The organism is Lactobacillus xujianguonis (genome assembly GCF_004009905.1).
In the GTDB taxonomy this organism is placed as follows: Bacteria; Bacillota; Bacilli; order Lactobacillales; family Lactobacillaceae; genus Lactobacillus; species Lactobacillus xujianguonis.
Window position 1 is genome coordinate 1 of record NZ_ML136907.1, and the last position, 12,118, is coordinate 12,118.

9 protein-coding genes and 17 tRNA genes are annotated in these 12,118 nt (G+C 38.4%); all 26 read left to right on the forward strand.

Annotated features, from left to right (window positions below; all coding sequences use genetic code 11):
- The first annotated feature begins 3 nt into the window (after window positions 1-3).
- The 26 genes from EJK17_RS10220 (at window position 4) to EJK17_RS10345 (ending at window position 11,736) form a co-directional block, all read left to right on the forward strand.
- A tRNA-Met gene (locus EJK17_RS10220) sits at window positions 4-77 on the forward strand.
- A 3-nt stretch (window positions 78-80) separates the two neighbouring features.
- Window positions 81-154 (forward strand) — tRNA-Asp (locus tag EJK17_RS10225).
- A gap of 6 nt (window positions 155-160) precedes the next feature.
- Window positions 161-233, forward strand: a tRNA-Phe gene (locus EJK17_RS10230).
- 24 nt (window positions 234-257) lie between these two features.
- A tRNA-Gly gene (locus tag EJK17_RS10235) sits at window positions 258-328 on the forward strand.
- 4 nt (window positions 329-332) lie between these two features.
- Window positions 333-407, forward strand: a tRNA-Ile gene (locus tag EJK17_RS10240).
- A 2-nt stretch (window positions 408-409) separates the two neighbouring features.
- A tRNA-Ser gene (locus EJK17_RS10245) sits at window positions 410-497 on the forward strand.
- Between the two features lie 66 nt (window positions 498-563).
- Window positions 564-1,037 (forward strand): YoaK family protein, encoded by a 474-nt coding sequence (locus tag EJK17_RS10250; protein WP_342769189.1) that lies wholly within the window; start codon window positions 564-566, stop codon window positions 1,035-1,037.
- 430 nt (window positions 1,038-1,467) lie between these two features.
- Window positions 1,468-1,539: transfer RNA gene (locus EJK17_RS10255), tRNA-Glu, on the forward strand.
- Window positions 1,540-1,571: 32 nt separating this feature from the next.
- Window positions 1,572-1,658: transfer RNA gene (locus EJK17_RS10260), tRNA-Ser, on the forward strand.
- 6 nt (window positions 1,659-1,664) lie between these two features.
- Window positions 1,665-1,738: transfer RNA gene (locus EJK17_RS10265), tRNA-Met, on the forward strand.
- A gap of 3 nt (window positions 1,739-1,741) precedes the next feature.
- Window positions 1,742-1,815: transfer RNA gene (locus EJK17_RS10270), tRNA-Asp, on the forward strand.
- Window positions 1,816-1,821: 6 nt separating this feature from the next.
- A tRNA-Phe gene (locus EJK17_RS10275) sits at window positions 1,822-1,894 on the forward strand.
- A gap of 7 nt (window positions 1,895-1,901) precedes the next feature.
- Window positions 1,902-1,983: transfer RNA gene (locus tag EJK17_RS10280), tRNA-Tyr, on the forward strand.
- Between the two features lie 5 nt (window positions 1,984-1,988).
- Window positions 1,989-2,059, forward strand: a tRNA-Trp gene (locus tag EJK17_RS10285).
- Window positions 2,060-2,073: 14 nt separating this feature from the next.
- A tRNA-His gene (locus tag EJK17_RS10290) sits at window positions 2,074-2,146 on the forward strand.
- Window positions 2,147-2,153: 7 nt separating this feature from the next.
- Window positions 2,154-2,225, forward strand: a tRNA-Gln gene (locus tag EJK17_RS10295).
- A 23-nt stretch (window positions 2,226-2,248) separates the two neighbouring features.
- Window positions 2,249-2,319, forward strand: a tRNA-Cys gene (locus EJK17_RS10300).
- 36 nt (window positions 2,320-2,355) lie between these two features.
- Window positions 2,356-2,440 (forward strand) — tRNA-Leu (locus EJK17_RS10305).
- A 110-nt stretch (window positions 2,441-2,550) separates the two neighbouring features.
- Window positions 2,551-3,723 carry a glycosyltransferase family 4 protein gene (locus tag EJK17_RS10310; RefSeq protein ID WP_103662561.1) on the forward strand — a complete coding sequence of 391 codons (1,173 nt, stop codon included), beginning with the start codon at window positions 2,551-2,553 and terminating at the stop codon, window positions 3,721-3,723.
- A complete protein-coding gene (locus tag EJK17_RS10315) occupies window positions 3,716-4,759 on the forward strand; it encodes a glycosyltransferase family 4 protein (protein WP_127796406.1) in 1,044 nt (347 codons plus the stop codon). The genes EJK17_RS10310 and EJK17_RS10315 overlap by 8 nt, the downstream gene beginning before the upstream one ends.
- Window positions 4,759-5,781: a lysylphosphatidylglycerol synthase transmembrane domain-containing protein gene (locus tag EJK17_RS10320; protein ID WP_103662563.1), complete on the forward strand. Its 1,023-nt coding sequence runs from the start codon at window positions 4,759-4,761 to the stop codon at window positions 5,779-5,781. The genes EJK17_RS10315 and EJK17_RS10320 overlap by 1 nt, the downstream gene beginning before the upstream one ends.
- Before the next feature lie 71 nt (window positions 5,782-5,852).
- A complete protein-coding gene (locus EJK17_RS10325; protein WP_103662564.1) occupies window positions 5,853-7,922 on the forward strand; it encodes an LTA synthase family protein in 2,070 nt (689 codons plus the stop codon).
- Window positions 7,923-7,989: 67 nt separating this feature from the next.
- A complete protein-coding gene (secG, locus tag EJK17_RS10330; RefSeq protein WP_103662565.1) occupies window positions 7,990-8,223 on the forward strand; it encodes a preprotein translocase subunit SecG in 234 nt (77 codons plus the stop codon).
- Window positions 8,224-8,292: 69 nt separating this feature from the next.
- Window positions 8,293-10,602: a ribonuclease R gene (gene rnr / locus EJK17_RS10335; RefSeq protein WP_103662566.1), complete on the forward strand. Its 2,310-nt coding sequence runs from the start codon at window positions 8,293-8,295 to the stop codon at window positions 10,600-10,602.
- Window positions 10,603-10,613: 11 nt separating this feature from the next.
- Window positions 10,614-11,069, forward strand: coding sequence for an SsrA-binding protein SmpB (gene smpB / locus EJK17_RS10340; protein WP_103662567.1), 456 nt, complete (start codon window positions 10,614-10,616; stop codon window positions 11,067-11,069).
- Between the two features lie 277 nt (window positions 11,070-11,346).
- Window positions 11,347-11,736, forward strand: a complete 390-nt coding sequence (locus tag EJK17_RS10345) for a hypothetical protein (RefSeq protein WP_127796407.1) — start codon at window positions 11,347-11,349, stop codon at window positions 11,734-11,736.
- The last annotated feature ends 382 nt before the right edge of the window (window positions 11,737-12,118 follow it).

The following is a 12,118-nucleotide window of genomic DNA, read 5'->3' on the forward strand; positions in this document are numbered from 1 at the left end:
TATCGCGGGATGGAGCAGTCTGGTAGCTCGTCGGGCTCATAACCCGAAGGTCGTTGGTTCAAATCCAGCTCCCGCAATTTGGTCCATTGGAGCAGTGGTTTATCTCGCCTCCCTGTCACGGAGGAGATCGTGGGTTCAAATCCCACATGGACCGTAAGATGGCTCGGTAGCTCAGTTGGTAGAGCAAAGGATTGAAGCTCCTTGTGTCGGCGGTTCGATTCCGTCCCGCGCCATTAGTTTTTATATTCAAATAAGTTGCGGGTATAGTTTAGTGGTAAAACGAAAGCCTTCCAAGCTTTAGTCGCGAGTCCGATTCTCGTTACCCGCTTTATGGGCCTATAGCTCAGCTGGTTTAGAGCGCACGCCTGATAAGCGTGAGGTCGATGGTTCAAGTCCATTTAGGCCCATTGGAGTAGTACTCAAGTGGCTGAAGAGGCGCCCCTGCTAAGGGTGTAGGTCGGGTTTCCGGCGCGAGGGTTCGAATCTCTCCTACTCCGTAATATAGATTTTAAGGTTACTCTTATGAGTAACCTTTTTTTAATGCTGTTAAGAAGGTTTTATAGATGACTGAAATAATTAAACATGAAAATGTGCTGGCGCAAACCAGGACAATGGCAGCTGCTTTAACCTTTACTGGAGGTTTTATTGATGCCTATACTTATATCCAAAGGGGACAAACCCTTTCATCAGGGCAAACAGGGAATATTATTTTCTTAAGTTCAGCTTTGGCTAAGGGTAATTGGATTGGGGTGATAAATCGAGGTGCAACTATTTTAGCTTTTATTTTGGGGTTAATTGTTGTGACACTAATTCAATTATCTTCTAAAAGTAAATATTGGCGCATTATTGAAATGACCCCAATCTTTTTAATCACCTTTTTAGTTGGCTTTTTACCAACCAGCTTTCCGAATTATATAATTGTACCTGCCTTGGCATTTGGTTTATCAATGCAGAGTGGTGCTTTTAGAAAAATTGAAGGGCAGGGATATAGTAATGTCTTTACTTCAGGTAATTTACGAAAAACGGCTTTGTCTTGAAGCCATTTTTACATTGCAGGTGATGAAGATGAAAAGCATGCGGCGGAAAACTATGGACTATTAGTGTGTGCCTTTACAGTCGGCGCAATTATTTCTGCCTTTTTACAGAGATACTGAGGGTTAACAACTATTTGGCTAGCAAGCGCGCTAATTTTGGTTATCAACGTCTTTTATGGCACATTAATATACTTACGCTATAAAGATAAAAATCGACTATAACAGGGTAAAATGGGCAAGAATAAGGCTATAAAGTGCTAAAAGACAAAAAAATAAAAAAATCCCTTGCAAATAAGGCGGATTTCCTGTAGTATTAAATACGCACTTGTGATGACGCACATCGTTAATAGCTTTTAAAATTAAATAAAAAAGTTGTTGACAAAGCTTCTCAGATTAGTTATTATAATAAAGTGCTTTGTGTCAAGCAAAGAATGACCCGTTGGTCAAGTGGTTAAGACACGGCCCTTTCACGGCCGTAACATGGGTTCAAATCCCGTACGGGTCATCGTCAATTTAATATATTGACTTATAAACATTGGAGGATTACCCAAGTGGCTTAAGGGGACGGTTTTGAAAACCGTTAGGCGGCTTTGTCGTGCGTGGGTTCAAATCCCACATCCTCCTTAATATCGCGGGATGGAGCAGTCTGGTAGCTCGTCGGGCTCATAACCCGAAGGTCGTTGGTTCAAATCCAGCTCCCGCAATTTGGTCCATTGGAGCAGTGGTTTATCTCGCCTCCCTGTCACGGAGGAGATCGTGGGTTCAAATCCCACATGGACCGTAAGATGGCTCGGTAGCTCAGTTGGTAGAGCAAAGGATTGAAGCTCCTTGTGTCGGCGGTTCGATTCCGTCCCGCGCCATCAGCCTGGAGGAGTAGCGAAGTGGCTAAACGCGGCGGTCTGTAAAACCGCTCTCTCTGAGTTCGGCGGTTCGAATCCACCCTCCTCCATTAATAGGGATATCGTATAATGGTAGTACATCGGTCTCCAAAACCGCTGATGTGGGTTCAATTCCTACTATCCCTGTTTATACCTTCATGGCGGAATTGGTGAAGGGGTTAACACACCGGTTTGTGGATCCGGCATACATGGGTTCGAATCCCATATTCCGCCCTAACATTGGGATATAGCCAAGCGGTAAGGCATTAGACTTTGACTCTAACATGCACTGGTTCGAATCCAGTTATCCCAATCTGTTAACAAAATAAAACTCATGGCGGGGTAGCCAAGTGGTAAGGCAGAGGTCTGCAAAACCTTTATCGTCGGTTCAAATCCGATCTCCGCCTTATGGCTAACCTCATTTAGCTAAATATTTATATTATGGCGGTGTGGCGGAATTGGCAGACGCGTCAGACTCAAAATCTGGTGTCCATTACGGACGTATCGGTTCGACCCCGATCACCGCTATTGTTAAAGATCTAGTTGTTGACTAGATCTTTTTTGTACTCTAATTATTTTGATATAAATTGCCAAGTTTAGCAGTGTTCTCTATAATACCATTATATGGAGGTTTTTAGATGAATATTGGTTTTTTCACCGATACATATTTCCCTCAACTTAGTGGAGTGGCAACGTCGATTCAAACTTTAAAAGACGCACTTGAGAAGCAGGGGCACAATGTATTTATTTTTACTACAACAGACCCGCATATTAAGAAAAGCACAGTAGAACCTAATGTGTTTCGCTTTAGTAGTGTGCCATTTATTTCTTTTACTGATCGGAGAATCGCCTTTCGTGGCTTTTTTGAGGCTACTAAAGTTGCTAAGGAAGTAAAATTGGATGTAGTTCATACTCAGACTGAATTTGCATTAGGAATGATTGGTAAGTATGTTGCCCACCAATTAAAAATTCCGGCTATTCATACTTATCACACAATGTATGAAGATTATTTGCATTACGTATTGAATGGACACTTACTTCGTCCATATCATGTTAAGCAATTTGTAAAAACTTATTTGAAAAATATGGATGGCGTAATCGCACCTAGTGAACGTGTTGAAGAACTCCTAAAAAGATATGGTGTTAAAATCCCAATCCGGGTCATTCCAACTGGGGTAGATATTGCCGCAATGAATGGTGATGGGGAGCGCGATGTTCGTCAAGAATTAGGAATTAGTGCAGATACACCTGTCATCTTAACTTTAAGTCGAATAGCGGCAGAAAAGAAAATTGATCGCATTTTAGACGCAATGCCAGAAATTATTGATCGTTTTCCAAAAGTAAAATTAGTTATTGCTGGGGATGGCCCTGATGTCAAACCTTTAAAAGAACAAGTTGAAAGATTGACGCTTGAAGATTATGTTGTTTTCACAGGGGCTGTACCTCATGAAGATGTAGGTAACTATTACCGCATGGCAGACTTATTTGTTTCGGCAAGTGATACGGAAACCCAAGGGTTAACTTATATTGAAGCTCTTGCTGCAGGAAAGAGATGTGTGGTCTTTGATACGGACTATACGCGACATGTTTTTGACAGTGATATTTTAGGTAAAACATTTTCTAGCCAAAAAGAAATGGTAGCTGAAATCTTGCAATGTCTAGCGCAAGGGCAAACAAACATTCCAGCTGATTTATTGACTGCAAAGTTAGAGCAATTATCGTCAGCCCATTTTGCCAGTGAGGTCTGCAAGTTTTACCAATCTGCGATTGACAATTATCAAGAAAAGCAAGAAGAGGAACTAAATGATTAGAATAAATATGTTCTCACAAGCTGATTCAGTTAAAGGTCAGGGTGTAGGATCTGCATATAATGAATTAATAAATTTGTTGCGCAAAGATTTAGTAGATGATTTTTACGTTACAGTTAATAAATATGGTGCTAGTGATTTGACGCACTATCATACCATCAATCCAACCTATTATGCCAATAGCTTTTCTCCTGCACGTGGACGGAAAATTGGTTATGTGCACTTTTTACCTGATACTTTGGAAGGCTCAATAAAATTGCCGGGATTTGCTAAAAAAGTCTTTTACAACTATGTCATTGATTTTTATAAACGGATGGACCAAATTGTGGTTGTTAATCCAATTTTTATTGATAAGTTGGTCGATTATGGGATTGACCGTGATAAGGTGAAGTACATTCCTAACTTTGTTTCCCGTTCTGAATTTTATACAGAATCGCTTGCACGCAAAAATGCCTTTCGAAATGAATTGGGAATCCCGTTAGATAAGTTTGTTGTCTTTGGGGATGGGCAAGTTCAAGAAAGAAAAGGCGTTGATGATTTTGCGAAGATGGCCGAAGCTAATCCAGACGTGCAATTTATTTGGGCTGGAGGCTTTTCTTTTGGAAAGATCACTGATGGTTATGATCATTACAAGCAACTGGTTGATAATCCACCAAAGAATTTAACTTTTACCGGGATTGTTGATCGGAAAAAATTAGTAGATTATCTAAATATTGCTGATTTGTTCTTACTCCCGTCGTTTGATGAATTGTTCCCAATGTCAGTTTTGGAAGCTTTTAGTTGCGGGACCCCTGTCTTATTGCGAGACCTGGATTTATATAAAGTCATTTTAGATGGCTACTATATGAGCGGGAAAGATTTTGAGGAGATGAATGCGCAATTACGGCGCGTAGTAAAGGATCCTAATCTTTTACGTAAATATCAAACACTCTCCAATCAAGCAAGTGCTCGTTATTCAGAAGATCATTTAGCAGATATCTGGAATAAGTTTTACCATGAACAATATGAGTTAGGTAAGAAATTAGGACAAATTCATTAATGAACAAAAAACATCTCTGGGGCATACTGATTGTATTAGCAATCAGCGCCTTTGTACTTTATACCGATTTAAAAACAACACCAATTAATCAGTTAGCTAAAGCTGCCGCTAAGATGAATTGGGTCTTTTTTGTAGCGATTTTTGTGTTGATGTTACTGTCATATGTGTTTGAAGCCAGTATTTTGGCCACTTTAGCGAAAAGAAAAAATGAGCCTAAACGATCAAAATGGTCATTTTTTAGAATTCCAATCATTCAAGCTCTGTTTAATGCGATTACGCCAATGTCGACAGGAGGGCAGCCATCACAACTAGCAGCCATGATTCAAATGGGAATTGAAGGTGGGCGTGCGACTTCGCTACTTTTGATGAAATTTATTATTTATCAGGTAGTTGTTTTTCTAGCCTATATCGTAACAATTATCTTTGGTTTTCATATGGTGGCGACTAAGTTTGCCGGTTTAGCAATTTTTATTGTCATTGGACTGTTAATTCATGTCTTTTCTACTTTGTTTTTGCTGGCAATCATGTTCGCTTATAACTGGACAAAAAAAGCCACTGACTGGTTAATGAATTTATTAGCGAAATTTATCAAACCAGAGCGGGTGGAAAAGTGGCGTCAGGCTACGATGGAAAAAATTGAAACCTTTTATACTGAAAGTCAAAAGTTAAAAAAGGAGAAAAAGAAACTTCTGGTTGCGACAGGCTTAACTATTTTGCAACTGCTTTGCTTTTATTCAATTCCATATATGGTCTTGTTAGCCTTAAACGTCAATGCTTCGTGGTTTGCTGTAACCCAAATGAACATTATGATCATTATGTTTATGGCCATTATTCCGATTCCCGGAGCTTCTGGTGGGGCAGAATATAGTTTTCAAACGTTATTTGCAACTTTTGTTTCTTCCAATGGTGCCTTAGTTTTAGGAATGTTTTTATGGCGATTTGCAACTTACTTTTTCGGAATGATTCTTGGTATTTTTGGGTGGATTTTTAAGCCTAAAAAGATTAAGGGACCGGAAAATTAATTAATTTTTGCTAAATATGCTATGTGGAGTCGCTCTGATGGCGTATGATAACGAAATGAAAGGAGTAAAGTATGGCACGTACTAAATCGTTTTGGCATTGGCTGACGCACACGAAGTTAGGCTTTTTTACCATTGTTTTAGTATTTTTCTGGCTAAAAACCTATTTCATTTATCTGACTAAATTCAATTTAGGAGCAGTTGGGTCCATGCAGCACTTTTTGCTTTTGCTAAATCCTATCCCCTCAGGGATGCTCCTATTGGGCATTGGCCTCTTTTTTAAGGGGCGTAAATCATATTGGATTACTTTGATCATTGATTTTCTGTTAAGTCTTTGGTTATTTGCAAACATTCTTTATTATCGGGAATTTTCTAATTTCCTTTCGTTTTCGATTATTAAAACTTCAGGATCGACTTCTGATAATTTGGGTAAAAGTATTGCAGGAATCACCTTAGGCTCAGACTTTTTAGCTTTTATCGATCTTGCGATTATTTTAATTTTACTTATCACTAAGGTGATCAAAATTGATGTCCGGCCGTTAAAACTACGGGTTAATTTGTTAATTGAAAGTTTGGCCTTAGCATTGATGGGGCTAAACTTAACCATGGCTCAAGCAGATCGGTCAGGGTTATTAACCAGAACCTTTGATAATAATTACATTGTTAAGTATTTAGGAATTAATGAGTATGCTTTGTACGATGGTTTTAAGACGGCTCAGACCAGTACGCAAATGGCCAAAGCTAATGTCGATGATTTGAAATCAGTACGTAAGTACTTGAAACTTAATTATGTGAAGCCTAATCCAGCTTATACTGGTGTAGCTAAAGGTAAAAATGTCTTAGTAATTCATTTGGAGAGTTTCCAACAATTTTTAATTGATTACAAATGGAAGGGCAAAGCAGTTACACCGAACCTGAATAAAATTTATCATGCTAAGGATACCATCAGTTTTAAGAACTTCTTCAATCAAGTTGGCCAAGGAAAAACTTCTGATGCTGAAATGATGTTAGAGAATTCTTTGTACGGTTTACAGTCAGGGTCGGCAATGTCGACTTATGGTACTTCGAATACTTTTGAAAGTGCCCCTGCAATTTTGCACCAACAAGCTGGTTATACTACTGCAGTTATGCATGGTGGAGAGGGCTCTTTTTGGAATCGAAATAATGCCTATAAGTCTTTTGGCTACCAATATTTCATGCCATTATCATATTATGAAAACAAACCAGGCTACTATATTGGGTACGGTTTGAAAGATAAAATTTTCTTTGCGCAATCGATTAAGTATATTAAACGCTTGCCCCAACCTTTTTACTTAAAGATGATTACGGTTACTAATCACTATCCTTACGAATTAGATAAAAAGAATCAGTCGATTGATAAAACTGACACTAAAGATGAGACCGTTGACGGTTATGTGCAAACAGCTCATTATCTTGATCAAGCAATTGGTGAATTAATGAGTTGGATGAAGAAGACTGGTTTGGATAAAAACACCTTAGTGATGTTCTATGGGGATCACTATGGTATTTCAGGTAATCACCATAAAGCTAGTGCTGAATTGTTGAAGCAAGATAGTTTTAATGATTTTGATAATTTAAACTTTCAGCGAGTACCTTTAATGTTTCATATGAAGGGCCTGAAAGGAAAGATTGAGCCAACTTATGGTGGTGAAATCGATGTTTTGCCAACTTTGCTTAATTTGTTAGGCATTAAAGATAAAAATACTATTCAGTTTGGTCATGATCTACTAAGTAAAAACGCCCCACAAGTTGTAGCTCAACGTAATGGAGATTTCATTACTCCTGAGTACGCCAAAGTAGGCAGCGATTATTATGATACAAAGACTGGTGAAGAAATTAAGCATCCAGATAAGAAAGTGAAGCAAAAGTTGATGGCGCTCTCTAACCAAGTTACAACCCAATTATCCTTATCAGATCGGGTAATGAATGGTAACTTACTGCGTTTTTACAAACCTAAGTGGTTTACCAAGGTGAAGCCTAAAGATTACGATTATAACAAAGAAACTAGCTTAAAGCGGCTATTTGATAGTGATAATAAGACTTCTTTGTGGTATCAGAATCATCGGAAATCAACTTCTAAGCAGTTTAAAACTGATGCTCCAGAATTAAAAAAGCAGAAATAGCCTGCAAAGATTGGCTTTTTATGATAGAATTAATCAGTAATCGTATCCTAGTATTGGAGGCAGCGCATTGTATAACTTTTTTATGACGCTAATTATCATTGTTTCAATTTTAATTATTATCGCAACAATGATGCAGCCACAAAAACAACAAGATGCATTAAACGCCTTATCAGGCGGAGCAGTGTTTAGTGGTCAAACCAAAAAACGTGGTTTTGAAGCATTTATGGAGAAAATCACCGCAGTTTTGTTGGTTATCTTTTTCGTATTAGCTTTTATCTTGGCTTATATGTCTTCAAAATAAAGAAGTTTATGCCTCCCGATCAAGTTTTTGATGGGGAGGTTTTTTTATATAAAGATCGGAGTTTATTAAATGGCACAAAACGAAACAATTTTGGCTGGCGTATTGGAACTTTTTCGCCATGAACCACAAAAGCAATTTCGTGTCGATCAGATTGAAAAGATGGTCAGACGTAATCGCTTGGGCAATTTTACTGAGCTGATTAAGGCCTTATCTTTTTTAGAGCGTGAAAAAAAGATTATTACTGATGGTAAAGGACGTTATCAGTTAGCTCAAGAAAATGAAATCGTTGAAGGAAGTTTTCGGGCTAATGACAAAGGGTTTGGCTTTGTACGTCTAGATGACGAGGAAGCTGATGATATTTTTATTCAAAAAGATTACACCGATTATGCCGTCAATGATGATCGAGTAAAAGTAAAAATTACGGCTGGTGGTAATCCTTGGAATGGCAAGGGACCTGAAGGTCAAATTATTGAAATTCTTGAACGTGGAACTGAAAGTTTAGTTGGGGAATTTCACCCAATGACTGATGAACAAGTAAAGCGGAGCCACTTTATTGGCTATGTCCTTAGCACTAACAAAAAGTTGCACAATTATCGGGTTTATGTGAGCGAGAATGGCTTAATTCCACAAATGGGTGATATGGTCAAGGTCTCAATTAAAGATTATCCCGATAAAGAAAATCCAGAATCAATGACCGGTGCTATCGTTGAGATCATTGGTAATAAAAATGATCCCGGCGTTGATATTATGTCAATTGTGGCCGCTCATGATGTCCGCACGGAATGGCCAGAAGAAGCAATGAAGCAGGCTAATGCGATCCCTGATCATGTAACTGATGAAGAGCGCAAGGGACGAATTGATATTACGGATCAATCTGCAGTAACGATTGATGGGGATGATTCAAAGGACTTTGATGATGCAGTTGTTCTTTGGAAATTACCTAATGGTAATTATCATTTAGGGGTGCATATTGCTGATGTTTCTCATTATGTAACTGAAAATACCCCCTTGAATGAAGAAGCTTTCGCTCGTGGTAATAGTACTTATTTAGTTGATCGAGTTATTCCAATGTTACCGTTTAGACTTTCTAACGGGATTTGTTCCCTTAACGAGGGGGTTGATCGCTTAGTTTTATCATGTGATATGGAAATTACTCCTGAAGGTAAACGAGTAAATTACAAGATCTATCCTTCGGTTATGCGCTCACACGGAAGAATGACTTATAACAAGGTCAACCAAACTCTTGCTGGTAAGATGGATGGCCTAGAAGAAAAGTACGTTATATTACGGCCAATGCTTGAAGAAATGGCCGATTTACACAATATTTTGTATAAGCAACGTCATCGTCGCGGGGCAATTGATTTTGAAGAACCGGAAGCAAAAATTATTGTTGACGACCAAGGCAAGCCAACTGATATTGTGCTGCATGAACGTGGAACTGCTGAAAAGATGATTGAGTCCTTTATGTTAATGGCTAATGAAACCGTAGCAGAAGACTATTATAAAAAGCATGTTCCTTTCTTATACCGGGTGCACGAAACGCCGGATGCTGAAAGAATCAAGAGTTTCTTTGAATTTTGCAGTGCTTTTGGCTTAAACGTAAAGGCAGATCCTAACCATGTGAAGCCATTAGATTTGCAAAAGGTGGTTACTAAGACTGAAGGAACACCAGAAGAAGCAGTTGTCCAAATGATGATGTTGCGCAGTTTGAAACAAGCTCATTATTCTGAAGAAGCACTGGGTCATTTTGGTTTAGCAGCTAAATTTTATACTCACTTTACTTCCCCAATTAGACGGTATTCCGACTTGATGGTTCACCGGATGATTCATGCCTATGCCGACCAAGGAATGGGTGAAGAGACGCAAAAGCATTTTGCTAGTTATTTACCGGATGTTGCTGAGCAAACTTCTACTCAAGAAAGATGTTCAATCGATACTGAGCGTGAAGTAAATGACTTGAAGATGACTGAATACATGGCTGATCAAGTTGGAGAACACTTCGATGCAGTTGTTTCATCAGTGACTAGTTTTGGGATGTTCATTCAGTTGCCCAACACGGTTGAAGGCTTAATTCACATTTCGAATTTAACTGATGATTTCTATAGTTTTGATGAAAAGACCCTTACGCTTACTGGACGCGGGACACACAAGCAATTTAAGATCGGGATGCCAATTAAGGTTACCTTGATTAACGCTAATGTTGAACAGCATCAACTCGACTTTGAAATCTATGATCCTAATGCCCCTAAGCGTCCACATAATGACCGTGGGATGAACAATAAGCGACGCGGTAATCGCGGTTTCCGTAATAATCATGGTTATCGTGGTGGTAAAAATGGTGCTAATAAACGGCGTGATGGACGACGGTTTAAACGTTAGGACTGATTGCGATGAAAGAAAAAAATGAAAACTTAATAGCGCAAAATAAAAAAGCGCGCCATGATTATTTCATTAAGGACACTTTTGAGGCTGGAATTGCTTTAACTGGAACTGAGATCAAGTCAATTAGGGCGCGTAGAATTTCTTTGCGGGATGGCTATGTCCAGATCATTAATGGCTCTGCTTTCTTGGAGAACGTCCATATTAGCGAGTATAAGCAGGGAAATCGTTATAATCATGATCCTTTAAGGAGTCGGCGTTTATTGCTGCACAAGAAAGAAATTCGCCGTTTAGCCAAAGCGCAAGAAGAAAGAGGAGTCACAATTGTCCCGCTTAAAGTATATTTAAAACATGGTTTTGCCAAAATTTTAATTGGAGTCGGCCAAGGTAAAAAAGAATACGATAAGCGAGAAACTATTAAAAAGCGTGACCAAGACCGTGAATTACGTAGGAAGTATAAGTTTTAAGTTAGTAGTGAAGATACATTCCTTCACTGCTTTTTTTTGTTAAAATATTGCTTGCCAAACGTAAAAATTTTGATATATTTTATGCCGTAATAATAATAGAAAACGGGAGGAAAAGATTATGGCCATGCCCTGTCGACGCTTTAAAGCACTCAAACAGAGTTTGACTAAGAATAGAGTCCCCAAGTTTACAATTTCGGACTATTGTGCAAAGGAGCACATTAGTTATGCGAAATTTTATTCTTTATACCCTACGGGTAAGCAAGGATTATATGCGGACTTGATTGTACAAGAAGTAAAGGATATGTTGCGTCCCAAGTATGAGGGAGAGGATTTGCAGCATATTATCTATCGGTCTTTGGTTCGAATAAAACGAAATAAATTTCTTTATTTGAACATCATTGCTTGGACCGATGCAGCTGAAAAAAGGTACTTACGAGGGAAACTCCAGGATTTATTGATGGATTTTCTAAGAATGTACGCCGCAAAACGCTATGGGATTTCTAATCGTAATCTTCGCCGGAATATGTTAAATATCTATTCCCAAGTTTATTTCTGGTTAGTTACTGATTGCCAGGAATCAGTGGAAGATATGTATCATAACTTGTTGATCATCGTTCCTTCGATGGAAGGACACCGGTGTAGTTTTGAGCGCAAGCTCAAATATTAAGAATTAATAGCCAACTTATAGAAAAAACTTGTGTTAGTTAGCCTATAAGTTGGCTATTTTTCTATTTTCAAGAAAAAATAAAAAAATTTTTTGAAGTTTTCAAATTTAATGTTCGACTATTGCGAATAAAAAGCGAGAGGTAAAAACTTACCAACTGTATTTTGGGTACTCAAAATACAGTTGAGCTGAAAATAGTGGCTATTATTCTATATTTTCCGAATAAACAGTTAGATTTGACGAAAAGGAAAAGTACATGTAATATACTTAACTGTCGTCGGGTGATGCTAAAGCGTCACTGAGCGGCAGAAAACAAATCGAAAAAAGTTCTTGACAAAGGACGAAGCGGTTTGATAAAATATAAAAGCTGTCTGTTAACTCAGAC

What these genes read in the sequence shown, in the direction of transcription:
- EJK17_RS10250 (WP_342769189.1), top strand. Translation starts at nt 564, where the DNA reads ATGACTGAAATAATTAAACATGAAAATGTGCTGGCGCAAACCAGGACA.
- EJK17_RS10310 (WP_103662561.1), top strand. Translation starts at nt 2,551, where the DNA reads ATGAATATTGGTTTTTTCACCGATACATATTTCCCTCAACTTAGTGGA.
- EJK17_RS10315 (WP_127796406.1), top strand. Translation starts at nt 3,716, where the DNA reads ATGATTAGAATAAATATGTTCTCACAAGCTGATTCAGTTAAAGGTCAG.
- EJK17_RS10320 (WP_103662563.1), top strand. Translation starts at nt 4,759, where the DNA reads ATGAACAAAAAACATCTCTGGGGCATACTGATTGTATTAGCAATCAGC.
- EJK17_RS10325 (WP_103662564.1), top strand. Translation starts at nt 5,853, where the DNA reads ATGGCACGTACTAAATCGTTTTGGCATTGGCTGACGCACACGAAGTTA.
- rnr (WP_103662566.1), top strand. Translation starts at nt 8,293, where the DNA reads ATGGCACAAAACGAAACAATTTTGGCTGGCGTATTGGAACTTTTTCGC.
- smpB (WP_103662567.1), top strand. Translation starts at nt 10,614, where the DNA reads ATGAAAGAAAAAAATGAAAACTTAATAGCGCAAAATAAAAAAGCGCGC.